This is a genomic window from Cohnella yongneupensis (genome assembly GCF_042655785.1).
In the GTDB taxonomy this organism is placed as follows: domain Bacteria; phylum Bacillota; class Bacilli; order Paenibacillales; family Paenibacillaceae; genus Cohnella; species Cohnella yongneupensis.
This window is the reverse complement of the sequence record NZ_JBHSNC010000056.1, coordinates 275,573-301,432: the sequence shown is the minus strand read 5'-3', so window position 1 is coordinate 301,432 and position 25,860 is coordinate 275,573. Positions and strand designations below refer to the sequence as shown.

27 protein-coding genes are annotated in these 25,860 nt (G+C 55.6%); 4 read left to right on the top strand and 23 right to left on the bottom strand.

Annotated features, from left to right (window positions below):
- Positions 1-6: 6 nt before the first annotated feature.
- From ACFPQ4_RS21185 to pdhA, 8 genes are all read right to left on the bottom strand, one after another.
- Positions 7-651, bottom strand: a complete 645-nt coding sequence (locus ACFPQ4_RS21185; RefSeq protein WP_378113895.1) for a plastocyanin/azurin family copper-binding protein — start codon at positions 649-651, stop codon at positions 7-9.
- The gene (locus ACFPQ4_RS21180; protein WP_378113893.1) at positions 648-2,264 is read right to left on the bottom strand and encodes a plastocyanin/azurin family copper-binding protein; all 1,617 of its coding nucleotides are present in this window, start codon (positions 2,262-2,264) and stop codon (positions 648-650) included. Before ACFPQ4_RS21180 ends, ACFPQ4_RS21185 begins: the two co-directional genes overlap by 4 nt.
- 159 nt (positions 2,265-2,423) lie before the next feature.
- Positions 2,424-3,218 (bottom strand): thymidylate synthase, encoded by a 795-nt coding sequence (gene thyA / locus ACFPQ4_RS21175; RefSeq protein WP_378113892.1) that lies wholly within the window; start codon positions 3,216-3,218, stop codon positions 2,424-2,426.
- Between the two features lie 45 nt (positions 3,219-3,263).
- Positions 3,264-3,791, bottom strand: coding sequence for an acyl-CoA thioesterase (locus tag ACFPQ4_RS21170; protein WP_378113891.1), 528 nt, complete (start codon positions 3,789-3,791; stop codon positions 3,264-3,266).
- A 101-nt stretch (positions 3,792-3,892) separates the two neighbouring features.
- Positions 3,893-5,314, bottom strand: a complete 1,422-nt coding sequence (gene lpdA / locus ACFPQ4_RS21165) for a dihydrolipoyl dehydrogenase (protein WP_378113890.1) — start codon at positions 5,312-5,314, stop codon at positions 3,893-3,895.
- A gap of 3 nt (positions 5,315-5,317) precedes the next feature.
- A complete protein-coding gene (locus ACFPQ4_RS21160; RefSeq protein ID WP_378113889.1) occupies positions 5,318-6,661 on the bottom strand; it encodes a dihydrolipoamide acetyltransferase family protein in 1,344 nt (447 codons plus the stop codon).
- Between the two features lie 49 nt (positions 6,662-6,710).
- Positions 6,711-7,688, bottom strand: a complete 978-nt coding sequence (locus tag ACFPQ4_RS21155) for an alpha-ketoacid dehydrogenase subunit beta (protein WP_378113888.1) — start codon at positions 7,686-7,688, stop codon at positions 6,711-6,713.
- Positions 7,689-7,715: 27 nt separating this feature from the next.
- Positions 7,716-8,822 carry a pyruvate dehydrogenase (acetyl-transferring) E1 component subunit alpha gene (pdhA, locus tag ACFPQ4_RS21150; protein WP_378113887.1) on the bottom strand — a complete coding sequence of 369 codons (1,107 nt, stop codon included), beginning with the start codon at positions 8,820-8,822 and terminating at the stop codon, positions 7,716-7,718.
- A gap of 247 nt (positions 8,823-9,069) precedes the next feature.
- On the opposite strand from pdhA, the gene ACFPQ4_RS21145 reads away from it, so the two are divergent.
- Complete coding sequence (locus ACFPQ4_RS21145; RefSeq protein ID WP_378113886.1) at positions 9,070-9,822, top strand: alpha/beta hydrolase; 753 nt, start codon at positions 9,070-9,072, stop codon at positions 9,820-9,822.
- Between the two features lie 9 nt (positions 9,823-9,831).
- Here the strand turns inward: ACFPQ4_RS21145 and ACFPQ4_RS21140 are convergent, their stop codons facing one another.
- The 3 genes from ACFPQ4_RS21140 to ACFPQ4_RS21130 are packed head-to-tail and all read right to left on the bottom strand — an operon-like array spanning position 9,832 to position 11,466.
- The gene (locus ACFPQ4_RS21140) at positions 9,832-10,359 is read right to left on the bottom strand and encodes a hypothetical protein (protein WP_378113885.1); all 528 of its coding nucleotides are present in this window, start codon (positions 10,357-10,359) and stop codon (positions 9,832-9,834) included.
- Positions 10,352-10,828: a low molecular weight protein-tyrosine-phosphatase gene (locus ACFPQ4_RS21135; RefSeq protein ID WP_378113884.1), complete on the bottom strand. Its 477-nt coding sequence runs from the start codon at positions 10,826-10,828 to the stop codon at positions 10,352-10,354. Before ACFPQ4_RS21135 ends, ACFPQ4_RS21140 begins: the two co-directional genes overlap by 8 nt.
- Positions 10,825-11,466, bottom strand: a complete 642-nt coding sequence (locus ACFPQ4_RS21130; protein WP_378113883.1) for a trimeric intracellular cation channel family protein — start codon at positions 11,464-11,466, stop codon at positions 10,825-10,827. Before ACFPQ4_RS21130 ends, ACFPQ4_RS21135 begins: the two co-directional genes overlap by 4 nt.
- A 167-nt stretch (positions 11,467-11,633) precedes the next feature.
- Between ACFPQ4_RS21130 and ACFPQ4_RS21125 the strand changes: the two genes are divergently transcribed.
- Positions 11,634-12,287 carry a thiamine diphosphokinase gene (locus ACFPQ4_RS21125; RefSeq protein WP_378113882.1) on the top strand — a complete coding sequence of 218 codons (654 nt, stop codon included), beginning with the start codon at positions 11,634-11,636 and terminating at the stop codon, positions 12,285-12,287.
- An 11-nt stretch (positions 12,288-12,298) separates the two neighbouring features.
- Here ACFPQ4_RS21125 and ACFPQ4_RS21120 read toward each other — a convergent pair whose 3' ends face one another.
- Genes ACFPQ4_RS21120 through ACFPQ4_RS21105 form a run of 4 tightly spaced genes read right to left on the bottom strand, consistent with a single transcriptional unit; the run spans position 12,299 to position 15,381 of the window.
- On the bottom strand, positions 12,299-13,072 hold the full coding sequence (locus tag ACFPQ4_RS21120) for an MBL fold metallo-hydrolase (protein WP_378113881.1): 774 nt from the start codon (positions 13,070-13,072) through the stop codon (positions 12,299-12,301).
- Positions 13,073-13,117: 45 nt separating this feature from the next.
- Positions 13,118-13,789 carry a GNAT family N-acetyltransferase gene (locus tag ACFPQ4_RS21115; RefSeq protein WP_378113880.1) on the bottom strand — a complete coding sequence of 224 codons (672 nt, stop codon included), beginning with the start codon at positions 13,787-13,789 and terminating at the stop codon, positions 13,118-13,120.
- A 31-nt stretch (positions 13,790-13,820) separates the two neighbouring features.
- Complete coding sequence (locus tag ACFPQ4_RS21110) at positions 13,821-14,483, bottom strand: GNAT family N-acetyltransferase (protein WP_378113879.1); 663 nt, start codon at positions 14,481-14,483, stop codon at positions 13,821-13,823.
- 40 nt (positions 14,484-14,523) lie between these two features.
- Positions 14,524-15,381, bottom strand: a complete 858-nt coding sequence (locus ACFPQ4_RS21105) for a carbon-nitrogen hydrolase family protein (RefSeq protein WP_378113878.1) — start codon at positions 15,379-15,381, stop codon at positions 14,524-14,526.
- Positions 15,382-15,662: 281 nt separating this feature from the next.
- On the opposite strand from ACFPQ4_RS21105, the gene ACFPQ4_RS21100 reads away from it, so the two are divergent.
- The gene (locus tag ACFPQ4_RS21100; RefSeq protein ID WP_378113877.1) at positions 15,663-16,145 is read left to right on the top strand and encodes a C40 family peptidase; all 483 of its coding nucleotides are present in this window, start codon (positions 15,663-15,665) and stop codon (positions 16,143-16,145) included.
- An 80-nt stretch (positions 16,146-16,225) separates the two neighbouring features.
- Here the strand turns inward: ACFPQ4_RS21100 and ACFPQ4_RS21095 are convergent, their stop codons facing one another.
- The 8 genes from ACFPQ4_RS21095 to ACFPQ4_RS21060 all read right to left on the bottom strand — a co-directional run bounded on the left by ACFPQ4_RS21095 (position 16,226) and on the right by ACFPQ4_RS21060 (position 25,364).
- Positions 16,226-17,584, bottom strand: a complete 1,359-nt coding sequence (locus ACFPQ4_RS21095; protein WP_378113876.1) for a HAMP domain-containing sensor histidine kinase — start codon at positions 17,582-17,584, stop codon at positions 16,226-16,228.
- Positions 17,581-18,279, bottom strand: coding sequence for a response regulator transcription factor (locus ACFPQ4_RS21090; RefSeq protein WP_378113875.1), 699 nt, complete (start codon positions 18,277-18,279; stop codon positions 17,581-17,583). The genes ACFPQ4_RS21095 and ACFPQ4_RS21090 overlap by 4 nt, the downstream gene beginning before the upstream one ends.
- An 11-nt stretch (positions 18,280-18,290) precedes the next feature.
- A complete protein-coding gene (chrA, locus tag ACFPQ4_RS21085; protein WP_378113943.1) occupies positions 18,291-19,478 on the bottom strand; it encodes a chromate efflux transporter in 1,188 nt (395 codons plus the stop codon).
- Between the two features lie 187 nt (positions 19,479-19,665).
- Positions 19,666-19,944: a hypothetical protein gene (locus tag ACFPQ4_RS21080; protein ID WP_378113874.1), complete on the bottom strand. Its 279-nt coding sequence runs from the start codon at positions 19,942-19,944 to the stop codon at positions 19,666-19,668.
- Between the two features lie 24 nt (positions 19,945-19,968).
- A complete protein-coding gene (gene hydA / locus ACFPQ4_RS21075) occupies positions 19,969-21,399 on the bottom strand; it encodes a dihydropyrimidinase (RefSeq protein ID WP_378113873.1) in 1,431 nt (476 codons plus the stop codon).
- Complete coding sequence (gene preA / locus ACFPQ4_RS21070) at positions 21,399-22,688, bottom strand: NAD-dependent dihydropyrimidine dehydrogenase subunit PreA (RefSeq protein WP_378113872.1); 1,290 nt, start codon at positions 22,686-22,688, stop codon at positions 21,399-21,401. Before preA ends, hydA begins: the two co-directional genes overlap by 1 nt.
- Positions 22,689-22,707: 19 nt before the next feature.
- Positions 22,708-24,090, bottom strand: coding sequence for an NAD(P)-dependent oxidoreductase (locus ACFPQ4_RS21065; RefSeq protein WP_378113871.1), 1,383 nt, complete (start codon positions 24,088-24,090; stop codon positions 22,708-22,710).
- 2 nt (positions 24,091-24,092) lie between these two features.
- The gene (locus tag ACFPQ4_RS21060) at positions 24,093-25,364 is read right to left on the bottom strand and encodes a M20 family metallo-hydrolase (RefSeq protein ID WP_378113870.1); all 1,272 of its coding nucleotides are present in this window, start codon (positions 25,362-25,364) and stop codon (positions 24,093-24,095) included.
- Between the two features lie 167 nt (positions 25,365-25,531).
- Here ACFPQ4_RS21060 and ACFPQ4_RS21055 point away from each other — a divergent pair, with 167 nt between their 5' ends.
- A complete protein-coding gene (locus ACFPQ4_RS21055) occupies positions 25,532-25,840 on the top strand; it encodes a PucR family transcriptional regulator ligand-binding domain-containing protein (RefSeq protein ID WP_378113869.1) in 309 nt (102 codons plus the stop codon).
- The last annotated feature ends 20 nt before the right edge of the window (positions 25,841-25,860 follow it).

Below are 25,860 nucleotides of genomic sequence, written 5' to 3'. Positions count from 1 at the left end.
CGATATTCAATCTTTCGTCACCGTGATCGTCGCGGTCATATAATTGTGCGGTTTGCAAAAATACGTAAACGTTCCGACGGTATCGAATTTAACTTGCGCCGATTCGTCCTGCGCGATCAACCCGGTATCGAAAGAACCGTCGTCCGCGGTCGCGGAATGCTTGACTTTATCGCGATTAATGAAGGTGACCGTCGTGCCTTTCTTGATCTTCAGGTCAGCCGTCGAGAAGGCATAGCCTTTGATCTCCACGACCACTTCCTTGGATGCATCATCGTCTCCCGAATCGTTCGAGGCCGATGGCGACGGCGACGGAGATTCGGACGGAGTCGCGGATGCGGAAGCCGAAGCGCTCGGTGAATCGTCATCGCCATGTTCATGCTCCACCTCGTGAGAAGCAGTAGCCGATGCCGATGGGGATGGGGATTCCGATGCCGACGGGGATGGGGATTCCGATGCCGACGGCGATGGCGACTCGGAAGCCGATGATGTCGGAGAAGCGGAAGCATCATCTCCAGCAGGCGAAGCGGAATGAGTGGCGATAGGGCTGGCGGAAGTATCATTCGTATTTTTATTACCGCAAGCGGTCATGGCAAACAGGATTAGCGCAATCGTCATCATCGCGATCCATCTACCGGATGTCGTTCTTGTCATTGAACGGTTATCTTTCCTTTCATGAACGACTTATGGGCTTCGCAGTAGTATTCGTAGACTCCAGGCTTCGTCAGCGTGATGATCGTCGTCTGACCTTGTTCCAAGAGCGGTGTTCCGAATGCTCCGTTAACCGCGACGGCGTTATGCTTCATGTCCTCGTCCCGGTTAATGAACTCGATCGGCGTACCCGCTTTGACCGTAATGTCGGCCTGCTGGAAGGCGTAATCTTTCATCTCGACCGTAACTTTGGCAGGCTGCGCCAAGCCGGTCTTCGTTCCCGCGAAGGTCGCAGGATCGATGACATACCAGACCGTACCTAACCCCTGCCCTTTCACTTCACCGCGCTTCGTATCCTGGAAGAAATAATAGAGCGGATAGCCCTTGAAAGTCGTCTGCTTCGTGCCGTCCTCGCGCGTAATTTCGCTGAAATCTTTCGCGTTCAAGCCTTTCGGGACTTGGATAGCATCCGCGTGGAAGGCCGGCCACTTCGCGAGACAGTCACCCGAGCATTCGCTTGCCCCGATTGGGTCTTTGTCAAAATAATACAGTGATTTCCCGTTACTGTCGACCAAATAATTTCCAAGCTTTGGATCCGTGCCCAAACCGACGGTATAGAACGGCTGCTTGATCAAATACCAAACGTTGCCTATGCCTTCGCCGTTCACGTCGCCGGCTTTCGTATCCTTAACGAAATAATAAAGCGGCCAACCTTTGTAAGTTAATTGCTTCGCTCCGTCGGCACGAACGAACGACCCAAAATCGGAACCGCTCAGCCCGTTCGCCAACAGGATCGCATCCGAGTAAAAGACCGGCCAGTTCGCCAAGCATTGGCCGACGCATGAATTAACATCCGCCGTATCTTTCGTGAACAGATAGAGCGCCATGCCCTTGCCGTCCGTCAAATACGACGAACCGTCAGTCGCCTTGCGAACATCGATGCGTCCGACGTTAAGCTTCGCCGCTTGATCGGCCGTAACGACTTTCAGTTCGACCAATTGGGCGACGAGCGTCTTTCCTCCGGTCTTGGTCATCGTCTGAAGCGTCTCGATTAACGCAGTAGCCAAATCGCTGTTTTTGAACGGCGTAGCGGTTGCGGCGCGACTTAAGCCTTTGGATGCCGCGAACACCAGCGTGTCTTTATAGTCGAAGTCCGTGCCGGAACGGTAGCCCAACGCCTCTAGCATCACTTTGTACAGCTGCTGGGAGGTAACCAACCCGTTAGGCTCGAATTTGTTACCGCCCGTACCGCTCCAGCCGTATTCCGGATGACTCTTCAAAAATGCCAAAATCGGCGCGTTCGATTTGCCCGCCGTCCCCGCATCCGAGAACGTATCGGTACCTTTCTCCGCTAAAGCATCCTTTTCTTTGCCCAGCAACCGCAAATAGAGTATCGCCGCTTGCATCCTTGTCGTCGACTTCGACAAATAAGCCGCGGTTACTCCTTGCCCGTCGCCCTTAAGCACGCCAAGCTCCGCAGCGATCGTAGGCGCATTCGTCGTCATCGCCGCATTCGGACTCGCGGGAGCAGCCTCCTCCGCCTGCGCTACCCATGGCACCGTCATTAAACTCAAAGCGAGCATTCCGGTCGTCAACAGCCTACCTCTTATCCTCATCCTTCAGCCGATCCCCTTCCGAATAATATCCATCACCTAAGGTAACGGAAGCTTAGGCGATTCGGTTTGAAGGTTCCGGAAATAAAAACAAGACTGCTCGTTCAACCCGTTGTCGGGCTGTGAAAGCAGTCTTGCGAATGGTTTGATATCGAAGCGAATTTACACCGCTACCGGCGCTTTAATCGCTGGATGATGCTCATATCCTTCGAACGCGAAGTCTTCGAATTTGTAATCGAAAATCGACTCGGGTTTGCGGAGTATACGAAGCTGCGGCAACGGGAGCGGCTCTCTCGTCAACTGCAATTTCACTTGCTCCATGTGGTTGCTGTAGATGTGAGTATCGCCGCCGGACCAGATGAATTCACCTACTTCTAGATCGCATTGCTGCGCGATCATATGCGTAAGCAGCGCGTACGAAGCGATATTGAACGGCAAACCTAGGAACGTGTCGATCGAACGCATCGTAAGCATGCAGCTCAGCTTGCCGTTGGCGACGTAAAATTGGAACACGAAGTGGCAAGGCGGAAGCTTCATCTCGTCTATGACGGATACGTTCCAAGCGCTGACGATATGTCTGCGGGAGTCGGGATTGCGTTTAATGCTCTCTACGACTTGGGCAAGCTGATCGATCTTACGACCGTCCGGCGTCTCCCACGCGCGCCATTGCGAGCCGTATACCGGTCCGAGATCGCCGTTCTCGTCCGCCCACTCGTCCCAAATGGAAACTTTGTTGTCCTTCAAATAGCGAATGTTCGTGTCGCCGCTAATGAACCATAGCAGCTCGTGGACGACCGATTTCAAATGCACGCGCTTCGTCGTGACGAGCGGAAAGCCTTTGCTCAGATCGAAACGAAGCTGCCTGCCGAATACCGACAGCGTGCCGGTGCCCGTGCGGTCGGACTTTTCCGTGCCGTTATCCAATACGTCTTGAAGCAAATCCAAATAATTGCGCAAAAGGAATACACCCCGTCGATTCGATATTCAATATCGGATATTGTATCACAATTTGCGGTCATCGTCTGTTGTTTCCGAATCGGCCGTCGAGAACCGCTCTTGTCGTCGCTTCATCCGAAGCGCATGACGCTCCGGCGCACTGTCGTGCAGCTTGCGCTCTTGATCGTTGCCCGGCATAACCGGAGGCACTGCCGTAGGCTTGCCCTGCTCGTTCAAAGCGACGAAGGTGGAAAAGGCCGTGACCGTCACCCGCCGTTCGCCGGTGAACAAATTTTCGGCGCGAACGACGACGTACACTTCCATGGAGCTGCGGTGCGTCCAAGTGACGAACGCCTCCAGCTCGACCGCTTCTCCCATGCGGATCGGGGATACGAAATCCATGCTGTCCGTCGAAGCGGTAACGACAGGCTTGCGGCAATGCCGGATGGCCGCGATCGCCGATATTTTATCGATGTATTTCATGACCGTGCCTCCGAACATCGTGCCGTGATGGTTCGTATCCGTAGGAAACACGAGCTCGGTCATTATCGACCGGGATTGACTGACCGGAATCGGGTTCGCGTCTTCTCTCATCGCACTTCACTCCTGTTCGGGGCTTCTTTATAAAATATGCACCTCCCAGACTCGGACGACTACGTCGCCGAGCGCTAGAGAGGTGCAAGGTTAGAAAAAAATTAAGATTTAGGCGCGATCGTGTGGATCGGGTGGCCCATAGCGAGCTCCGCCGCGTCCATCGTAATTTCCGCAAGCGTAGGATGCGCGTGAATCGTAAGCGCGATATCCTCGATCGTCGCGCCCATCTCGATCGCGAGAGCGAGCTCGGCGATCATGTTCGACGCTTCCACGCCGGCGATTTGTGCGCCGAGAACGAGGCCGTTATCGACGTCGTGAATGATTTTAAGGAATCCATCCGCGCCGTTCAGCGTTACCGCGCGGCCGTTGCCGCCGAACGGGAACTTGCTGGACTTCACGTTGTGGCCTTTTTCCTTAGCTTCCTTCTCGGTGTAACCGACGCTTGCGCACTCCGGATCGGAGAAGGCTACGGCAGGAATGCATTTGTAATCGACTTTCGAAGGAAGACCCGCGATCGCTTCCGCCGCGACTTTCGCTTCGTAAGAAGCTTTGTGCGCCAACGCCGCGCCTGGAACGATATCGCCGATCGCGTAGATGTGCGGGATGTTCGTCCGGCATTGGTCGTCGACTTCGATAAGTCCGCGCTCGCCGACTTTTACGCCGATGAGATCAAGGCCGAGCTCGCCGTCCGTGTTCGGACGACGGCCTACGGTAACGAGCAAGTAATCGGCCGTAACCGTCTTCTGCTCTCCGCCGACTTCGTACGTAACGGTAACGTCTTTGTCCGTCTGCGTTGCGCCTTTGGCAAGCGCGCCGTTAACGATCTCGACGTTCGTCTTTTTCAGCTTCTTCACGACGAGCTGGCTCATATCTTTATCGAAGCCAGGCAAAATCGTGTCCGCGCCTTCGAGCACCGTAACTTGCGTGCCGAACTTCGCGTACATTTGGCCGAGCTCGATGCCGATGTAGCCGCCGCCGATAACGACAAGGCTCTTAGGCAATTCCGGCAAAGACAGCGCTTCGGTCGAAGACAGAATGCGGCCGCCGAACGGGAAAGGCTTCAGCTCGATCGGGCGGGACCCGGTCGCGATGATGCAGTTTTTAAACCGATAGCGAGGCGCTTCTTGATCGTTGAACAGACGCGCTTCGGTATCGTTGATGAACATGACTTCGCCGTTGAACATTTGCACCTTGTTCGCTTTGAGCAACATTTCCACGCCGCCGGTCATTTTGTTAACGACGGACGATTTGTAAGATTGCACTTTGGTGAAGTCGACTTTGACGCTTTCGGCCGACAAGCCGAAGTCGTCCGCGTGTTGCATCGCTTCGTAGTGGTGAGCGGCGTTAATAAGCGCCTTCGACGGAATACAGCCTACGTTCAAGCAGACGCCGCCGAATTTGCCTTTGTCCGCGATCATGACTTTTTGTCCGAGCTGAGCAGCGCGGATAGCGGCTACGTAACCGCCAGGGCCTGCGCCAACGACTAGCAAATCTATATCCAGAGAAGCATCTCCGACAACCATGAATTAAACCTCCATTACGAGCAGCTCAGGATCGCTGAGTAGCTGTTTGATGTAGTTCAAGAAGTTCTGAGCCGTCGCGCCATCGATAATGCGATGGTCGAAGCTTAGCGACAATGCCATCATAGGAGCGGCAACGATCGCGCCGTTCTTAACGATCGCCTTCTCCGTGATGCGGCCCGTGCCAAGAATAGCGACTTCAGGGAAGTTGATGACCGGCGTGAAGAACATGCCTCCGGCGGAGCCGATGTTCGTGATCGAGATCGTACTGCCTTTAAGTTCTGCTCCGGATAGCTTGCCATCGCGACCGCGGACGGCGAGATCGCGGATCTCGTTAGCAACGGACCAGATATTTTTGCGGTCGGCATCGAAGATGACCGGAACGATCAGACCGTTGTCCGTATCGGTAGCGATACCGATGTTGTAGTACTTTTTGTAGACAATTTCGTTAGCCGCTTCGTCAATCATGGCGTTCATAGCCGGGAATTCGCGGCATGCCGCTACGAGCGCTTTAACGATGAACGGAAGGTAAGTCAGCTTGACGCCCTTCTTCTCGGCGATCGGCTTCGCGCGGTTGCGCAATGCGACGAGACCGGATACGTCCACTTCGTCCATAAGCGTAACGTGAGGCGCGGTGTAAACCGATTTGACCATCGCGTTAGCGATCGCTTTGCGAATGCCCTTGAACGGCACGCGCTCTTCGACGCCTTGGCCGACCGGTCCGCCGGCTTTCGGCGCTGCCGATGCGGCAGGCGCAGATGCCGTCGCTTCGGCTACAGGAGCAGCTCCCGCCGACGCCGCAGCAGTTGCGCCGCCCGTGAAGCCGAGCACGTCTTCGCGCGTAATGCGTCCGTTCTTGCCGCTGCCGGATACTTGGCCGATGTTGACGCCTTTTTCGCGAGCGAGCTTGCGAATGCTTGGCGTTGCGAGCACGACGGCGTTGCTGGCGGCCGGTTGAGTAGCTGCGGGAGAACTCGCTACCGAAGGAGCCGCCGCTTCTTGAGCAGGCTGGCCTGTCGTATCCGCTCCGCCCACCGCGCTGTTGCCGGACGCGCCGCCGGAAGCTTGCGCATGGGAATCTTCCGAAGGCGTTTGATCAGGAACTTCGCCTTCCGCTTCAATGATTGCGACGATGTCGCCTACGTGCATGACTTGTCCGTCTTTGGCGCGAACTTCGGTCACTTTGCCGTTAACCGGACACGGGACTTCTACGATCGCTTTGTCGTTCTGAACTTCCATAATAATATCTTCGTCCGTTACCGTTTGGCCGGGCGCGATGTGCATTTTGACGATTTCGCCTTCGTGCAGCCCTTCGCCTAGCTCCGGGAACCGATATTCGAATCTGGCCACCTGGAATCCTCCTGACATCGGAGTTTGACAAAGTCAAACTCTCACCTATTTAGAACTGCAGCACCTGGTTAGCCGTTTTCACGATGCGTGCCGTAGACGGCAACCATGCGTCTTCCACTTGCGCGAACGGATACACCGTATCCGGACCGGCGCAGCGAAGTACCGGTGCTTCCAGATGTAAAATCGCTTTTTCGTTAATTTGAGCGATAATTTCCGCGGCGGCGCCAGACGTTTTTTGCGCTTCTTGGACGACGATCGCGCGGTTCGTCTTTTGGATCGACGCGACGATCGTGTCGATATCGAGCGGTAGCAGCGTGCGAAGATCGATGACTTCGGCGGATACGCCGGTTTTCTCGAGCTCTTCGGCTGCTTTCATTGCGGTATGAACCATCAATCCGTACGCGATGATCGTAATGTCTTTGCCTTCGCGGACGACTTTCGCTTTGCCGATCGGAACCGTGTACGCTTCTTCCGGAACTTCGTCGCGGAATGCATGGTACAAGTTCAAGTGCTCCATGAAGAAGACCGGATCGTTATCGCGGATGGCCGATACGAGCAGGCCTTTCGCGTCGTAAGGGTTGGAAGGAACGATAACTTTGATTCCCGGCGTTTGGATCGCAAGGCCTTCCAAGGAATCGGTATGCAGCTCGGCCGCTTTAACGCCGCCGCCGAACGGAGTGCGGAATACGATCGGCGAATTATAACGTCCGCCGGAACGGTATCTCATGCGCGCCGCTTGAATGAACATTTGGTCCATCGCTTCGTAGATGAAGCCGACGAATTGGATCTCCGCCACGGGGCGGAAGCCTTGAATGCCTAGTCCGACGGCGAGACCGCCGATAGCGGATTCGGCCAGCGGCGTATCGAATACGCGGGTATCGCCGAATTCGCCTTGCAGGCCTTCCGTCGCGCGGAATACGCCGCCTACTTTGCCGACGTCTTCGCCGAACACGATAACGCTAGGGTCGTTCTTCAGCTCGACGCGCATCGCGTCGCGGATCGCTTCTTTCATATTCATCTGAGCCATGCTGTGTCTACTCTCCCGTCAAACAGTTTATTGGAAATCGGCTTTTTGCTCTTCGAGATGCGGAGGCGTATGTTCGAACATCGAATCGATAAGGCCGTTAACGGTCATTTTCTCCGTTTGCTCGGCTTTTTTGATGTGCTCGTTCACTGCGTTCTTCGCTTCTTCTTTGACGCGCGCCGTATCTTCTTCCGTCCATAGTCCTTTTTTCTCCAAATACTTGCCGAAGCGCACGAGCGGATCTTTCAAGCTCCATTCCGCCTCTTCGTCCTTCGTGCGGTATTTCGTCGTATCGTCCGCCATTGAGTGAGGACGGAACCGGTAAGTCAAGCCTTCGATCAGCGTAGCGCCACCGCCGTTGCGACCGATCTCCGCCGCTTCTTGTACCGCGGAAATTACCGCAAGCACGTCCATTCCGTCGACTTGAAGACCGCGAATGCCGGCTGCGAGCGCTTTGTGGGCGATCGATTGCGCGCCCGTCTGCTTCGCGTAAGGCGTCGTGATGGCGTATCCGTTGTTTTGCACGAAATAGATGACCGGAAGCTTGAACGAGCCCGCGAAGTTAAGACCTTCGTAGAAGTCGCCCTCGGAGGAACCGCCGTCTCCCGTGTACGTGATCGCAACGCGCTTCTCGCCTTTCAGCTTGAACGCCATCGCGACTCCGGTAGCGTGCAGGATTTGCGCGCCGATAATAATTTGCGGCATCAGAACGTTAACGCCTTCCGGAATTTGTCCGCCGTGCTGGTGTCCGCGCGAATACAAGAACGCTTGGTACAAAGGCAATCCGTGCCATACGAGCTGCGGCATGTCGCGGTAGCCCGGGCAGACGAAATCTTCTTTGGTTAATGCGTACTCGCTTCCGACCATGGTCGCTTCTTGTCCAGATACCGGCGCGTAGAAGCCGAGACGTCCTTGGCGGCCCAAGTTAACTGCACGGTCGTCCCAAGTGCGGGTGAATACCATGCGGTACATGATTTCTTTCAATTGATCGTCGGTTAGCTTCGGCATACGCTCCGCGTTGACGACTTCTCCTTCAGGAGACAATACTTGTAGCGGAACGACATTCTCCGACCATACTTCGTGTGCTGCGCGACCGGCGGTTTGGTTAACCGGTGCTTCCAATGATACTTTGCTCATTAAGGTTCACCTCATCTTGAATTGTGGAAGAGGGCTTTCTGTTATAGAATTATTATATCCCTGTTTAACTGGTTTGGTCAAAGAAAAAGTCCGAAAAAACCTTTATTTATATAGCTTCTTCGGATTTAATGTTTGTATAACAGGGTTGTTAATTTTATATAACAAAGTAATACACTTCGTTCACCTCAGTCTCCAATTGGTTTGCCCATAGCCGAGTTTTCCCATACCTTCGAAGGAGGTTCGCCCATTGAGCGACAACTTATTATTCAAAAGAACGATCGTCAGACACGACATTTCCAGCCATTATTTACCGGAGCAAACCCGGTCGTTGCGAGTTTATTTGCCGCCGGGATTCCAGCAATGGATCAGCTACCCCGTCGTCTATTGCCAAGACGGCGAAGATTTTTTCAATTTCGGCCGAATCGCCACGCAGGCGCAGCGCCTTATTATCGAAGAAGGCTGGGAGCCGTTCATTATCGTAGGCGTAGACGTGGACAAAAAACTGCGCACGTCCGAGTACTCCCCCGACGGAGAGCGCCATGCGAATTACGTGAAATTTTTCTCGGAAGAATTAGTGCCTTGGGTAGAGTCGCATTATCCGGTTCGTAACGAGCCGGACGAGCGAGTGCTTGCCGGGGATTCGTTAGGCGGCACCGTATCGCTTTCGATCGCGCTGCAATACCCGACGCTGTTCAACCGTATCATCAGCTTATCCGGCGCCTATTACGATTGTTCGATCGCGCAATTAACATCGGCGTCCTCGCTCTCGCAGCTACGCGTGTGGATGACGGTTGGTCTTCAGGAGGACGCGTACGAAACCGACCGCGGCGTCTTCGACTTCGTTTCCTTGAACCGCACGGCGCGCCGCGAGCTTCAGGCTAGAGGGGCGAAGCTGGTCTACTCGGAAAAAGACGGGGAACATAAGTGGGGTTTTTGGCAAAAAGAAATACCGGATGCGCTCGGCGCCTTCCTCGGGCCGAATGCTCCGGTATTCGAATAGGGTTATGAATCAACGTTCCGGTTCGGGCGGAAGCTTGCGATCGATCGTATCGAACAAGCGGCGAATAGCTTCCTCGCCGCCTTCCCCCGACCGGCGGAATTCAAGCAGCTGCTCCCGAAGCATGGCAGCGGCATCTTCGTAGACCGCTTCGTCCAAGGCGCCTCCGCCCGGGTCGTACCAAACGAAGCCGCCATGCGGCCCGTTGCGCAAATACGCATTCTGCCATTCGGAAGGGTACGAAGGCCAGGGGGCGCCAAGCGCCATAGCGATAACCTCGTCGTGCGCAAGCGGCATAAGATGATGATAGTGCTCCTCCGCACCACCGCCGGCTATGTTCAAGTGGTATACCGCGTAGTGCAAGTAATGCTCTCCCGTTTCCGAATCTTTCGCTAGACGATACAACTCCCCGTCTTGCTCCTTCAACACCTTCACCGTCTCGACGCGGCGCGTCAGCTCGGCCTCGGGAACGATTTGCATGCGCGCGAAGCTTAACGGCAACGGCGCGTTCGGTTGACCGTTAGCCTGCGCGTCACCCATTCGCCAACCGCTCCTTCACATAAGCGAGCAGCTTCTCGCAGCCCGCCTTCACGAGCTCGTATACTTCGTCGAAGTTACCGGAGTAGTACGGATCCGGTACGTCCGCGAGTCCTTGCTCCGGCATCAGCGACAGAAACCGGATAACTTGCGACTGCGCGGAGACGCCCAGCATCTCCCTTATGTCGCGTTCGTTGCGCGTATCCATCGCCACGATCAAATCGAACCGTTCGCCGTCCGCCTTGGCGATCTGCCTGGCTTTCATGCCCGTGTACGAGATGCCGAAACGATCCAGCAGCTTACGGGTTCCTTCGTGCGGCGGATGACCGATATGCCAATCGCCGGTGCCGGCCGAATCGACCGTAATCCGGTCTTCGAGTCCTTCGCGGCGGACAACGTCGCGGAATACCGCTTCCGCCATCGGAGAACGGCATATGTTGCCTAAGCACACAAACAGTACGGAATAACTCATGATTCCCCTCCTGCCTCGTTTCGCTTGGCCGAATGCAACGACCTGCGCGGAAGCTTCCATTTATAATAAACCGACAACATCCGGAATAGTACGACGAGGATGAATAAAGTGAATAGCTCCCACGGCTTTTGCAAAGTGCCTATCCCGATGGCCAAACCAGCCATGATCGCCCATACGGCATAAATCTCGTCCCGGAGCACGAGCGGTTTGCGGCCCGCCATGACGTCTCGAACCATCCCTCCGCCGATACCGGTCAGCATGGCCGCTACCATGACCGCACTGATCGGCAAGTGCACCTGAACCGCGTACAACGCGCCTTGGATGGCGAAAGCGGCTAGTCCGATCGCGTCGAAGAACGCCTCTCCCTTTTTCCAGTGATGAATCCAATCAATCGGCAACAAGAACACGATAAGAATGGATATACCCGCCGTCTTTAAAAACAGCCCCTGGCTCCATAGCGTCGTGACCGGAACGCCGATGAGCAAATTCCGTATGACGCCTCCGCCGAACGCGGTGACAAGACCTAGCACGAATACGCCTAAAATATCATATTCCTCTTCCATAGCCACGATCGCGCCGCTGACGGCGAATGCGATCGTTCCGATCAAGCTAAAAATATGAAAGACGTCCCATTCCAACGCTACAACCCCCGAGTTTCCCGATCGATGTCGAATAATGCCAATCCTTTCTCATTGTAGCGGCATGTCCGGATGTTCCGCAACGCTCTTTTTCCCGTTATACTAAAGTGATTAAGGGAAGGCATCAACGAAGCTCACGATAAATTCCGCAGAAAAGGGTGTAATTTGTGTCCGTCCCCGCACATTCTCGTACTTTGATCGTAACCGGCGGAAACCTAGGCGCTTGGGCGCTCGATCGCTTGTCCGACTATACAACCTTGATAGGCGCTGACCGCGGCGCCGAATTTATAGCGCGGCACGGATACCGCATGCGGGTCGCCGTCGGCGATTTCGACTCTATTGCGGACGGGCAGCTCCAAGCCATTCGCGACGCGGCCGACGAGGTCATATCTTTCGATGCGATCGACAAAGATTGGTCCGACACGGAGCTTGCATTCCGCGAAGCCGTAAACCGCGGCTTGCGCGACATCGATATGATCGGCGCGCTCGGCACGCGCTTCGACCATAGCTTAGCCAATGTTCATCTACTTAAACAAGCGCAGGAGCTGGGTTGCAGCCTGCGCTTGATCGACGACCACAATGAAATTAGTCTTTGCGAGCATACCGTACGGTTAACCGTCGATTCCCGGTATCCTTATGTATCGTTGCTTCCATTGACCGAAGCCGTTACCGGCATTACGCTGCAAGGCTTCTTGTATCCGCTTAACGACGCGACGATCCGGATCGGCCAGTCGATCGGCATTAGCAACGTGCTGGATCAGCCATCTGGTACGGTTACGATCGCCAGCGGTTTGCTGCTCGTCATCCGAAGCCGCGACTGAGCGGCTTCGGCTTATAGCACTATCGTCATGCCTGCAGCTGCGAGCTTCACGTTAGCCGGCAGTCCGTACGCCTTCCGCACGTCCACGTCATGAGACAAGTGCGTGAATACGACCGACTTGGCTCGCACCTTCTCCGCCAACGATACTCCCTCTCGCATGTCATATACGGAACGCGTCTCCATCGGATACGGCTCCTCCACGAAGCTAGTTCCCAGAACAAGCAGCTCGAGTCCATGCAACGGCTCCAACTGCTCCGGGGTTAAGTTAATCGCGTCCGAACAGTAAGCCCATGCTTGTCCGGTCGAACGGTTGTCGAACCGGTAAGCGTAGGCATGACCGTTCTTGCCGTGATTCACTTTCCAGGCCCGAATCGTCCATGGACCAAAGTCCAAACCCTCGTCGTTCGCGATCATCTCTAATTGATGGCCTACCCACGGGTACCTGACCCCGATCTGATCCAGTACCTCTTGCGGCGCGTACATCCGCGACGTCTCGCCCAGCCATCTGCAGTTATCCGCCCAGTCGGTCAAACCGGCGATATGATCGATATGCGCGTGCGTGATTAACGCTTGCTCTACGCGCCGCACCCCAAGCCCTTCCATTTGCGCCCGCCAATCCGGACCGCAATCAAGCAGCAACGGGGCTTGTCCCTCTATCTCGAGCCATGCGGAAGAGCGATAACGCCGATTGATTCCCGACGTTCTCGCTTCCGTGCATACCTCGCACTCGCAATATATTCTCGGCGTTCCCATCGAATCGCCGTTTCCTATTATCGTGATGCGCATCGCTTTCTCCTTCGCGTCATTTCCGATTATACAGCAAGGTCAAGCTTACAGGGGCATCAGGTCAATGGTTTCCCGCGCGTCGAGCTCCGCAATCATCTTAAGCCATTCCTTCGGCTTATTAGGAAGCGCTTCGTAATATTGACGAAGGAACTCGGATACGAGAGCGGCCGGAATATGCGTTAGCTTGTTGTCCGCCGGGAGGAAGCTCAAGTCCAGCTCGGTAACCGCTTTGCCTTCGTGATCCCATGAAGGATGCACGTACTCCAAATCGAGCTTACGATAACCCAAGTGCGAGAGCACCTCGCGGCGAACCGCCGGATGCATCGCCAGAACGTCGCCGAACGAGAAGCTCGACGTTGCGTGAGGGTTGTAAATTTCCGCGAACATACCGATCGCGACCGTTCCCGATGCGGTCTGCAAACGCACGATATCTTTTTGCCTTTCCACGAACAAAAACCTGCCGATCCCTTTGCTTAGCGCGCTGATGATCGTGAAATCGGTCATGGCGACGCGCAGCTCCGGGTAATACCGGTATTCCGTCGCTCCTACGACTTCCCCGTCCAATACGGCTACGTACACGTGAATCGACGGATCCGCGATCGGCTCCTTCCATAATTCGAACGCCAGCACTTCCTCCGGCGGGAAAATTTTCCTCATCATTGCATGCATGGCCGTAAAATACGGATCTTCGATCGAAGTTACGCGAATGTAGTCCATCTCAACAGGTCTCCTCTATATGCTGATTTGTTCAAATGTGCTTAAAGGGATTGCGCCATTCCATTAACGCCGCGTAATTGGCGGACTGCTCGTCCTCCAAATAATCCGCGACAATGCCGACCGGCATGCGGCCGCATCGGAGCAAAAACGTAAGCACCGGGTCCCGCAAAGTGCCTTGGACGACTTGCGCCACGTATTGTTCCGGCGATAATCGATCCGATACGGCCCGGTAACCGGGCATGCGACCGCCCCCGAGCAATCTGTCGCAACCGAGATGGACGACCGTCTCGTACATCGATTGCATAAGCCATTTGCCCAAGCCGAATTGGCGATACGCGGGCGCCACGCAAATATCGACCACGTACAATGTCTCGCCGTCGGATTGATGATTTCGAATGTAACCGTCGTCGGTTATCGAAGCCCAATCGTGCTTGACTACCTGCTCGCTATGTATTCGTAATCCGGTCATCGAACCAACGATTCGCCCTTCGATTTCCGCGCACAACGCGCCTTCGGGGAATCGCGTCACGTGCTCGTTCAACTGCTCCTCGTTCCACCATAGCTCCGAGGGAAACGGCGGAGGGAAACATTCCGCCTGCAAGGCGATCAAGCTCGCGAAATCCTCGCCGGTATAGTTGCGAATCGTGACCGGGAGCGTTCGCTCGCCGTCCGTCACCCTGAACGTTTTCCACACGTGAACGTCACAACCCTTCCATTATGCTCGTCCCAAAATCCTACGTCCAATCGGTATACAGATCGGTGCGGCGATCCCGCCACGTCGTCACGGAACCGGCCTTGCGCACGTCCTCGAGCAAAGTCAAATCCAAGTCCGCGGTAATGAGCATATCCGCGTTAATCTCGCCTTCACACATGATGCCGCGAGGCGGGAAAGGAATGTCGTTGGGTGTTATGACGGCGGCTTGGCCGTAATTCGCTCTCATGAAATCGACTTTGCGCAACGAGCCGACGGTGCCGGTCGTGACGATATACACTTGATTTTCAACCGCGCGCGCATGACAACAATAACGAACTCTATAGAAACCGTGACGATCGTCCGTGCAAGAAGGACAGAAAATAACGTCCGCCCCTTTCGCTCTTACCATACGTACGATTTCGGGGAACTCAATGTCGTAGCAGGTCAGCAATCCGATCGTCCCGAACGGCGTATCGAATACTTGCACCCCGTCTCCGGGTTCAACGTTCCATGCTTCTTTCTCCGTCGGCGTAATATGAAGCTTGTCTTGCGTCTCGTATGTCCCGTCCGGCTTAAACAGGAAAGCGGAGTTGCGCAACCGGTCGCCCCGTTTCGTAACGTGGGTGCCCCCGATAATGTACATGCCGTATTCTGTTGCTAATTCGCTAAATAAAGCTAGGTAAGACTCCGTATATTCGGCCAGCTTCTCTATCGATTGTCCGTGACCGGAACCGTCGCCGATCGCTAGCAAAGGCGTAGTAACGAACTCGGGGAACAACACGAATTCAGCGCCGTATTCCGAGGCGTTGCGCACGTAATGCGTAACTTGATCCGCGAATTCCGAGAAGCTCTCGCAATCCTGCAACTGAAACTGTACGGCGGACACTCTCATTTTCATGGGACTTGCGCCCCTCCTTCGCTCTTGCTTGTCTCTTCTTTATCTTATCTACATAGACGTTTGCGAGCAAGCGTATGGCGCACGACAACGCAAAAATGCCGGAAACACGGCTTTTCAATCCCGTTACCGGAAATGAGAGATTTCTCATTCGATTCTAAGAAAGCGCTCCAAACGCAATGATAACACTCTTTTTTCTCTCTTTGGGAAACGTTAGGTAATCGGCATTCTGCTATACTCGGTTCATGCGACACGAACACTACACAAAACGGGGGAATAACAACATGAACTTCAAACATACACTCGTCCGCAAAGTGCTTACGGTCAGCCTTAGCGCAGTCATCGGTTTCACAGGCCTCGCCCTTGTACAAGCTCAGCCCGCGTCGGCGGCTACTAAAGCAGACAACATCGTCAAACTCGGCAAAAGATATCTCGGCGTGAAATACCGTTTCGGAGCTCCGTCGGGTTCGACTTCTTCCTTCGACTGCTCGAGCTTCACGCAATATATTTACGGCAAATACGGCATCAAGCTGCCTCGCGTATCCAGCTCCCAAGCTAAGAGAGGCTATAAAGTAGCCAAAGCTAACTTGAAAAAAGGCGATCTCGTCTTCTTCAGCGTCAGAACGCCGGGTAAAGTCAGCCATGTCGGCGTGTATGCCGGAAGCGGCAAAGTGCTCCACACTTACGGCGCACCGGGCGTAACTTACTCGAACATGAACAACAGCTATTGGAAGTCCCATTACATTACCGCTCGTCGTGTACTGTAATTAACATTAGCATTACCATAAGGTTGCATGCAAAAACCGGAAAAATCGGGAAATCCGATGATGCCGGTTTTTTGCGTTCGTTATAAGTTTCGCGGCAATTGGATCGATATCGTCGTACCGTTGCCGGGCTTGCTGTACACTTCGACTTTACCCTCGTGCAAATCGATGATCTTCTTCGCGATCGATAGCCCTAGCCCGCTGCCGCCGGTCGTGCGCCTGCGGGCATCATCCACGCGGTAAAACCGCTCGAACAAATACGGGATCTCGTTCTCCGGCACGCCGATCCCGTAGTCCGTCACTTCGAACTTAATGATGTTTTTGTTGGCGCGAACGCGCACGTCGATCGGTTCCTTGCTGTACTTGATCGCGTTGTCGATCAAGATCATAAGCAACTGCCGAAGCTTGTCTTTATCCCCGCGCATCGTCACCTTGGTCGCGTTGCCGTCGGAATGAACCCGAATTTCCCGCTGGAACGTTATGCCGAGCGTCTCCGACAGCTCCCGAATGACTCCGAACACGTCGAATCTGGACACGTTAAGCCAAGCGTCTTGTTCCGCTTCGGCGAGCGTAAGCATCGAATGGATCAGATTTTGCAGCCGCTGCGTCTCCTTGGAGATCGCTTCGATCGCTTCGTCCCGGACTTCCGCGTTGTCCCTTCCCCACCGCTTCAACATGTCCGCATAGCTGGAAATAACGGTAAGCGGCGTCTTCAACTCGTGAGAAGCGTCCGCCACGAAATGCTTCTGGTGCTCGATCGTGCGGTCGAGCTTTTCGATCATCTGATTGAACGCTCGGACGAGCTGCTGGAGTTCGACTGACTCCTCACGTCCGCCGAGCTTAACGACTTGCAGCTTGCCGCTTCGGTCGATCTCGCGCATCGTCTGAACCATTTGGCCGATCGGTCCAGTAAGCCTCGAGGTGAACCAGAACGTACCGAATATCGCGAATACGATGGCGCCGATGCTCGTGACGCTTAGCGCGCCGACTAAGATTTGCAAGTAACCGTCGAGTACCGTGAGCCGGCGAGCCGCTTCGAGCGTTCCGAGAAACTGGCCTTTGTCGAACAACGGCACGGCTAAGTAAATGAAGCGCTGACCGTTAATTTGCCGCGTCTCCGACAGCGTGGACGTTCTAGGAATCGGCGGCAAAGAGAGCAGCTCCTTGTCGCCGACTTGGTTAACGACGCGTTGATCGACTGTAACGATACGCATCATCTCGTTGGGGTTGTACAAGTCGTACAGCAGCTTCGGATCCTCGTAGCCCCGCATGCTCTGCTGTTTGAGCGTATCGAGCACTAAATTCGTCTTGTTCGTCATGATCGCCAGTTCGCCCCGCGTCGTAACGCGGATGACGAAGAAATAGACGAATACGTTATACAAGATCAATATGAATATTAACCAGAATACGGTAAATAACGTAAACCGCGAACGAAGGGTCATGCATCCGGCTCCTTCAGCATGTAACCTACGCCACGAACCGTATGCAGAAGCTTATGGCGGTAGCCCTTGTCCATCTTTTGACGCAAATACCGAATGTACACGTCGACGACGTTCGTATCCCCGATATATTCGTAGCCCCAGACGTCGGACAAAATTTCGTCCCTCGTCTTCTCCGCGTTTTTGTGGCGCGCCAAGTAAAGCAGCAACTCGAACTCGCGCGGCGTCAAATCGATCGAATGGTCTTTGCGGTATACTTTGCGGGTCAGCAGCTCGATGGACAAGTCGCCGATGCGCAGCACGTCCTCGTTCTCCCCTTCGCGCGACGCTTGGAAAATACGCAACAGGTTTCTAACCCGCGCGAGCAGCTCCTCCATCGCGAACGGCTTCGTAATGTAATCGTTGGCGCCATGCTCGAAGCCGCTCACTTTATCCGGCACGGTATCTCTGGCCGTCAGCAAAATGACGGGAACGGCGCGGTCGTTTTGCCGCAGGCGGCGTAGCACCTCGATCCCGTTTAGCTCGGGCAGCATGACGTCCAGCAAGATGAGATTCCATTCGCCGGTCACGGCCATCTCCAGACCGGTACGGCCATCTGCCGCGCGGCCGACGACATAGCTCTCGTGCTCGAGCTCCAATTGCAATATTCTCGCGATGGAATCCTCGTCTTCAATGATTAATATTTTCTCGTTGTTCATATCGGTTCACCTCACGAATATACGATCCAGCCGATTACGGCGGCGAGTAGGACGATTAGCCAGGGCGGACAACGCCAGTTAGCAAGCAGGACGAATCCAATTAGGACGATGACGAAATCCGTTGCCGTTGCGACCGTACTCGAGAATACGGGCGAATATAGCGCCGCCAGCAATAAGCCGACGACGGCAGCATTGACGCCGCCGACGAACGCTCGCGTACGGCGATGGGCGCTTAGCCGCGTCCAGTAGGGCAACACGCCGGCAACAATCAGGTATGACGGCAAAAAGATGGATACAAGCATGATCGCGGCGCGCAATAGGCCTTCCGTTCCGGAAGCGGATACGGCGCCGATGTAAGCGGAAAACGTGAACAGCGGGCCCGGTACGGCTTGCGTCGCGCCATAACCGGCCAAAAATTGCTGATCGGACACGAGCCCGAGTCCGGTGGTCTCCTCGTGAAGCATCGGCAATACAACATGGCCGCCTCCGAATACGAGAGATCCGGCGCGATAGCCGATGTCTGCCAATTGAAGCCTAACGTTATCATGCCATGCGGCAAGCAAAGGTAACGCGATTAATAAAAGTACGAATAAGATGAGGCATAAAGTTGCGGTCCAACTTTTCATTCCCGAATGGAAGGATTCGGTCTTGCTAGCCGCTCCGGGTTGGAGGAGATAGGCTCCGACTATTCCGCATAGAAGAAGCGGTACGATTTGACCTAGCGCTCCGGGCCATAACAAGGCGATACTAGCCGTAGCGACGGCCATCGCGATGCGAGGACGGTCGGGCGCGAGCGTTCGTCCCATGCTCCACACCGCCTGCGCGACGACGGCGACCGCGGCGAGTTTCAGCCCGTGAAGCCATCCGGCGTCGGTATAATCGTGGCCGTTCATGGCGATTGCGAAGAAGACGAGCAATAGCGCGGAAGGTAGGGTGAAGCCTAACCAAGCGGCTATTCCGCCCAGCATGCCGGCGCGTCGAATACCGATCGCGATACCGAGCTGGCTGCTCGCCGGTCCGGGTAAAAACTGGCATAGCGCCGTCAGCTCTCCGAACGCCTCGTCCGTGAGCCAACCTTTGCGCTCGACGTATTCGCGCCGGAAATAGCCGATGTGCGCGATCGGTCCGCCGAACGACGTTAGCCCGAGCTTAAGCGCGACTAACCCTGCTTCCAGCGGTCTGTATAGGCTGCCGGCCATCTCTAACTCTCCCTTGTCCAACTAGCGGTTATGCTCCTATATTGTAACATGATTGTCAAAGCCGTGGAAAATCCGTCGAAGCTTGCACGTATATACGACGCGAAAAAGACTATCCCGACGATCGATCGTAATGATCGATCGGGGATAGTCTATTTTGATGTCGATCGTTACTTTGATAGCGGGAAGTCTACGATCCTTCTGCTTTGCGCTGAGCGTCGAACACGAGCATGGAGACGTATTTGCGAGCGTCGGGATTTAAAAGTAGCAGCTTCGCGGTATGGACGGTCGCTCGGGATTCGGCGGGAACTTGAAGCAACTCGTTTTCTTCGACCGTTTCTTCCGTTACTTTCGTAAAATACAGATGCATGCCATCCAAATCCTCGCCCGCGCCGGTAATGGCATAACCGTCGGCGATCAAGGCGTCCACTTGGCGTCTCTCCGATACATATTCGGCGTATGCGGACAATGTAATCCCCCCGGAATATTCGATTTAGGTGATCGCGTAGCCGTTAGAAGGAACCGCCGGCAGCTTATGCTGTTCGCCGAACCGCTTGCGGTGCAAATACTGACCGCTTCCCGGTTTGCCTACGAACGTCTTGTTTCGGATGACGAATTCGCCGCGCACGAGTACCGAAACCGGCTCGCCGACGACCTGCATCCCTTCGAAAGCGTTATAGTCTACCTTCATGTGGTGAGTTGCCGCGGAAAGCGTCCGTTCGATCATCGGGTCGAAAATAACGATGTCCGCGTCGCTGCCGATCGCGATCGTTCCTTTTTGCGGGAATAACCCGAACAGCTTCGCGCTAGTCGTCGAGACGACATCGACGAACTTATGGAGCGTCAACCTCCCTTTGCGCACGCCTTCCGAGTACAATAGGCTAAACCGATCTTCTATCGTCGGTCCGCCGTTAGGAATTTTGGAGAAATCGCCGCGCCCTAGCTCCTTTTGTCCTTTGAAGTTGAAGGAACATTGGTCGGAGCCGACCGTCTGCAATTGACCGTTCCATAACGCGTCCCAAAGCGCTTGCTGATGCTCCGGTTCGCGAAGCGGCGGGGACCAGACGTATTTGGCGCCTTCAAAATCCAGCCGTTCGAGGTAGGTGCGGTCGAGCGTCAAATATTGCGGGCACGTCTCGCCAAATACGCGCAAGCCTTTCATGCGCGCCTCGGCGATGGCGTTAACCGCTTGTGCGCACGTGACATGCACGACGTACAGCTGGGAGTCGGCCAAGCCCGTAAGTCCGGCGGCGCGTCCGGTTGCTTCTCCTTCCAGCTCCGGCGGCCTCGTCAGCGCATGGTAGATCGGGTCGGTCTGTCCGAGCGATAGCGCCTGTTTCACTAAATAATCGATGACATCTCCGTTCTCGGCATGCACCATGACGAGCGCGCCATGCTCTTTGGCGAGCAGCAGCGTCCGGTACAACGTGCCGTCATCCGCTTGAAGCACGTTTTTGTAAGCCATGAACACTTTGAGCGACGTGATGCCTTCTTCCTCGATCATTTTCGGAAGCTCGTATAAGACGTCGTCCGTCACCTCGGACACCATCAGGTGGAAGCCGTAGTCGATTACGGCTTTCTCTTTGGACTTGGCATGCCACGCATTAACGGCGGAAGCCAGCGGCTTTCCCTTCGTCGTCAAGCAGAAATCGACGATCGTCGTCGTACCGCCATAGGCAGCCGCGATCGTTCCGCTCTCGAAGTCGTCGATCGTCACCGTTCCGCCGAACGGCATGTCGAGATGGGTATGCGGGTCGATTCCCCCGGGGAAAACGTAGCAACCCGAAGCATCCACGATTTCCGCGCCCTCCGCGTCCAAATCCACGCCGATCATGACGATGATGCCGTCATCGACGAGAATGTCGCCGAAGAACGTGTCGGATGCGGTTACGATCGTTCCGTTCTTAATGCATTTGCGCGTCATTAGACTACCTCCCTATTCGATTCGGATTCGTTCATTCGGGTTAGCGCCCTCTGCCGATCGTTCCAAGTCATCGGCGCAGATACCGCGGCCACTTCGATCATATCGATCGCGCCGTCCACCGGGCAGACGATCGCGCATAAGTTGCAGCCGACGCAATCCTCCTCCCGAACGCGAAGCTTCGCGCGTCCCGTCTCGTCCGTAATGCGATCGATGCACTGGTGCGAAGTGTCCTCGCAAGCGATGTAGCACTTGTTGCAGCTGATGCACGTGTCGTTATTGATTCTAGCCACGACTTGATAGTTAAGGTCGAGATCTCCCCATGTCGAGTATTTCGGGACGACTTTGCCGGTAAGCTCAGAGACGGATGAGATGCCTTTGTCGTCCAAATAGTTGTTTAAGCCGTCGATCATCTCTTCGACGATCCGAAAGCCATGATGCATGGCGGCCGTACACACCTGTACGCCGGTCGCGCCCATCAGCATGAATTCCGCGGCGTCCTGCCACGTAGAGATGCCGCCGATGCCGGATATGGGAACGCCTACCCTCGGGTCTTTGGCACATTCCGCCACCATGCTCAGGGCGATCGGCTTGACGGCCGGACCGCAATAGCCGCCGTGCGCGCCTTTGCCGCCGACATGCGGAATCGTATTCCACGTGTCCAAGTCGACGCCGGCTAGACTGTTAATAGTGTTAATTAAACTGATCGCGTCCGCCCCGCCTTGTACCGCATGGCGCGCGACGACCGTAATATCCGTTATGTTCGGGGTCAGCTTGACGATGACCGGCGTGCGGGCGACTTCCTTCGCCCAATACGTCTGCATCTCGACGAGATCGGGCTGCTGTCCGGACGCAGAGCCCATTCCCCGCTCCGCCATGCCGTGCGGACAACCGAAGTTAAGCTCCAATCCGTCGACGCCTACGCTCTCCACGCGTTTAACGATTTCATGCCACTTCTCGCGCTTCGGCTCCACCATTAGGGAAACAACGATCGCATGGTTCGGGAACAGCTTCTTCGTCTCGTAGATTTCCTTCAAATTCACTTCGATCGGCCGATCGGTAATGAGCTCGATATTGTTAAAACCCGCGACGCGCTGGCCGTTGAAGTTAACGGCGGCGAAACGCGACGACGTGTTGATGATCGGATCGCCGAGCGTTTTCCATACCGCGCCTCCCCAGCCCGCATCGAACGCCCGCTGCACTTGATAGCCCGAATTCGTCGGCGGCGCCGATGCGAGCCAGAACGGGTTCGGCGACTTAATTCCCGCGAAATCGATCCGTAAATCCGCCATAAGCTTCTCCTCCCCTTCGTTACATCGCGATCGAATCGTGTTCCGCGAACGCCAGCGCGATCGATCGCGCCGCCCGCTTCCCTTGCTCCGCGGCGGAGACGACCATCGCTTCCCCTCGACCCGATCCGAATATAATATCGCCTGCCGCATAAATGTTAGGGTGCGAAGTCCGTCGCGTCTGCTCGTCGATCAAAACGATGCCCCGGTCGTGCGCGATCCCCAGCTTCTCTATTAACGCTTGATGCCGCGACTGTCCGATCGCCAGTATCACGGCATCGACGGGAAGCATATACTCCGAACCTTCGATCGGCACCGGAAGCCGGCGACCGTCTTTGCCCAAGCGATCGGACAATTCCATCTTCACGCATTCGAGATGCGTCACTTTGCCGTCTGCGTCGCCGATAATACGGCTCGGCGCCGTCAGCCATTCGAATGCTACGCCGTCTTGCTTCGCGAATTCGTATTCGAACGCGTACGCGGTCATCTCTTCCTGCGTGCGGCGATAGATCATCTTAACGTTGGCCGCACCGAGTCTTACCGAGCAGGTCGCCGCGTCGATCGCCGTATTGCCGGCGCCGATGACCGCGACATGGGCTCCGGCGATGGCCGGCAACGCGTTCCCGCCGGATTTCGTGAGCTCGACGAATTGGATCGCGTCGTGCACGCCGGACAACTGCTCGCCAGCGATGCCGAGCTTCGGCACGTATCCCATCCCGGCCGCTAGCACGATAGCGTCGTATTGCTCGAGCAGTTCGGATACCGGCACGTCTTCACCGACCTTGACGCCGGTTCGGATCTCGACGCCGAGCTTCGCGACCTGTTCCACTTCCCATAGCGATACCGCTTGCGGCAATCGGAACGAAACGATGCCGTACGTGTCCAAACCGCCGGCCGTATCCTTCGCCTCGTATACGACAACCGAAAAGCCATCCCTGGCCAGCTCCCTCGCCGCGGACAATCCCGCAGGACCGCCGCCGATCACGGCGACTTTCTTGCCGTTGGACGGCCCCGCGCGGAACAGCGCGACGTCGCTTTCCATCGCCCAATCCGTTGCGTACCGCTGCAGCAGTCCGATATGGATCGGCTCGGATGCATCGTTTAGCACGCAGGCGCCTTCGCATAGCTCTTCCGTCGGGCAAACCCGTGCGCAACTGGCGCCAACGGGATTCGAATCCATAATGGTCATAGCCGCGCCTTTCAAATTGCCGGTCGCGATCCGCTTGATGAACGACGGAATATTGATGCTCGTCGGACATGCCTTGATGCAAGGCGCATCGTAGCAGTACAAACAGCGGTTCGCTTCCTCGGCTGCCGCCTTGCGCGTCAGTCCGGGCACCGTCTCCGAGAAATTTCGCGCGAATTGCCCCTGTGAAATGACATCGATTCGATTGCGCTCGCCCATCGTTATCCGCCCCCTCGTCCTCGTCCCGCTAGTCCGCTCATGCGAAGCACGGTCCGGTATAGCAACTCCGTGCCTGCCGCGATATCTTCCGCGCTCGCGTATTCTTGCGGATTGTGGCTTATGCCATCGCGGCACCGCACGAAGATCATTCCGTAATCGCAGGCATACGACATCGACAGCGAATCGTGGAAAGGTCCGCTCATGAGCTCGGGAGGGCTTTCCACTCCGAGATCGCCTGCGGCTTCCCGAATCGTCCGCATAATCCAATCCGCGCAATAGCGGGGCTCGCTGTTCGTATCCTCGCGAATGGCGTACGTCAGTCCATGCTCCCGACATACTGCCTCAAGCAACCCGCGAAGCTGCTTTTCCAGCAGATCGCGTCTGGCGATATCGATATCGCGCAAATCTACCGTAAACTGCACGTGCTCCGGAATGATGTTCCGCGAATCCGGAAACACCTTAAGCGATCCGACCGTCCCGACCGTCGGCGCTCCCTTAGCGGAGGAAGCTAGCGCCTGCAAGCCCACGACGACTTTCGCCGCGCCGACAAGCGCGTCCCGCCGCATCGGCATCGGCACCGATCCGGCATGTCCCGCGAAACCGCGCAAATCGACCGTCCACCATAGCGGCCCCGATATGCCGGTGACGATACCGACCGGCTTTCCGAGCGATTCCAGTACGGGACCTTGTTCGATATGAAGCTCCAGGAAAGCGGCGATTCCCCCCGGCTTTCTCACGTCTTCCGCGAACTTATCCGGATTGCCGCCGAAAGCGAGCAACGCTTCTCGCCGGGTCGTTCCGTTCTTATCCGTCCGGTCCAGTTCTCCGTCCTCAAGCTTGCCTAGCATGCCTCGCACGCCAAACAAGCCTTTGTTGAAGCGGCAGCCTTCTTCGTCGCAGAACGATACGACTTCGATCGGAGCTTCCGGCACCCAGCCGTTATCCGCGATCGTCTGAACCGTCTCGAGCGCGCCGATCACGCCGACGATCCCGTCGAATCTTCCCGCATAAGGCTGTGTATCGATATGCGAGCCTAACATAAGGACGGGCAACGATGGATCGCGTCCTTCCAGACGTCCGATCAAATTGCCGAACGCATCGATGCGCGCGGACATGCCCGCTTCTTCCATCCATGCCTTCGCTAACTCGACGGCCAGTCGGTCTTCCACGGTTAACGCCAACCGGCATACGCCCGTATCGCTTATTTTACCGATTTGCGCCAGCCGGTCGATCCGTGCCATAACCCGGCTCGCGTTAATCGTCGTTAGGTTCATGCTTTCACCTCCCATGCCTGCAATCACGTCAGTTATGCTAACTTTATGCCCAAACATTCAGACTATTTCACAAAGATCAATCGTTTCGCGAGATTGCGACATCGTCAGTGCGCTAAAATGATGCCAAGCTTAATAACCTGCATTGCGCCGAAAATGGAGGGTTGCGTATGAATGCCGAGCTGGTGTTGACCGTCGGAGAAGCGTTAACGCGGCCCTTATTCCAAGACGCCCGCCTCTTAGCCGGCTCCCGCGGCCTTGAGCGTCGGATCCGATGGGTTCACATCCTCGAGACGCCGCATTTCGAGACGTTGATCCACGGGCAAGAGATGATCTTGACGACCGGGATGAGCCTGAATCTGGATGCCGCTTCTTCCCTATCTTTCGTGGACAATCTCATTCGGCACAACGCGGCCTGTCTTTGCATCGAGATCGGACCCTATTTCGAAATGGCTACCGCGACGCCAGAGTTGCTCTAGTTAGCCGAGCGGCACCATTT

Bases quoted from the DNA above. Each gene is read 5' to 3' on its own strand.
- ACFPQ4_RS21065 (WP_378113871.1), bottom strand. From the start codon at position 24,090: ATGGGCGAGCGCAATCGAATCGATGTCATTTCACAGGGGCAATTCGCG.
- ACFPQ4_RS21170 (WP_378113891.1), bottom strand. From the start codon at position 3,791: ATGAGAGAAGACGCGAACCCGATTCCGGTCAGTCAATCCCGGTCGATA.
- ACFPQ4_RS21055 (WP_378113869.1), top strand. From the start codon at position 25,532: ATGAATGCCGAGCTGGTGTTGACCGTCGGAGAAGCGTTAACGCGGCCC.
- preA (WP_378113872.1), bottom strand. From the start codon at position 22,688: ATGGCGGATTTACGGATCGATTTCGCGGGAATTAAGTCGCCGAACCCG.
- pdhA (WP_378113887.1), bottom strand. From the start codon at position 8,822: ATGAGCAAAGTATCATTGGAAGCACCGGTTAACCAAACCGCCGGTCGC.
- ACFPQ4_RS21140 (WP_378113885.1), bottom strand. From the start codon at position 10,359: ATGGGTGACGCGCAGGCTAACGGTCAACCGAACGCGCCGTTGCCGTTA.
- lpdA (WP_378113890.1), bottom strand. From the start codon at position 5,314: ATGGTTGTCGGAGATGCTTCTCTGGATATAGATTTGCTAGTCGTTGGC.
- ACFPQ4_RS21135 (WP_378113884.1), bottom strand. From the start codon at position 10,828: ATGAGTTATTCCGTACTGTTTGTGTGCTTAGGCAACATATGCCGTTCT.
- ACFPQ4_RS21120 (WP_378113881.1), bottom strand. From the start codon at position 13,072: ATGCGCATCACGATAATAGGAAACGGCGATTCGATGGGAACGCCGAGA.
- ACFPQ4_RS21185 (WP_378113895.1), bottom strand. From the start codon at position 651: ATGACAAGAACGACATCCGGTAGATGGATCGCGATGATGACGATTGCG.
- ACFPQ4_RS21090 (WP_378113875.1), bottom strand. From the start codon at position 18,279: ATGAACAACGAGAAAATATTAATCATTGAAGACGAGGATTCCATCGCG.
- chrA (WP_378113943.1), bottom strand. From the start codon at position 19,478: ATGGCCGGCAGCCTATACAGACCGCTGGAAGCAGGGTTAGTCGCGCTT.
- ACFPQ4_RS21100 (WP_378113877.1), top strand. From the start codon at position 15,663: ATGAACTTCAAACATACACTCGTCCGCAAAGTGCTTACGGTCAGCCTT.
- ACFPQ4_RS21105 (WP_378113878.1), bottom strand. From the start codon at position 15,381: ATGAAAATGAGAGTGTCCGCCGTACAGTTTCAGTTGCAGGATTGCGAG.
- ACFPQ4_RS21060 (WP_378113870.1), bottom strand. From the start codon at position 25,364: ATGAACCTAACGACGATTAACGCGAGCCGGGTTATGGCACGGATCGAC.
- ACFPQ4_RS21095 (WP_378113876.1), bottom strand. From the start codon at position 17,584: ATGACCCTTCGTTCGCGGTTTACGTTATTTACCGTATTCTGGTTAATA.
- hydA (WP_378113873.1), bottom strand. From the start codon at position 21,399: ATGACGCGCAAATGCATTAAGAACGGAACGATCGTAACCGCATCCGAC.
- ACFPQ4_RS21155 (WP_378113888.1), bottom strand. From the start codon at position 7,688: ATGGCTCAGATGAATATGAAAGAAGCGATCCGCGACGCGATGCGCGTC.
- ACFPQ4_RS21180 (WP_378113893.1), bottom strand. From the start codon at position 2,264: ATGAGGATAAGAGGTAGGCTGTTGACGACCGGAATGCTCGCTTTGAGT.
- ACFPQ4_RS21115 (WP_378113880.1), bottom strand. From the start codon at position 13,789: ATGGACTACATTCGCGTAACTTCGATCGAAGATCCGTATTTTACGGCC.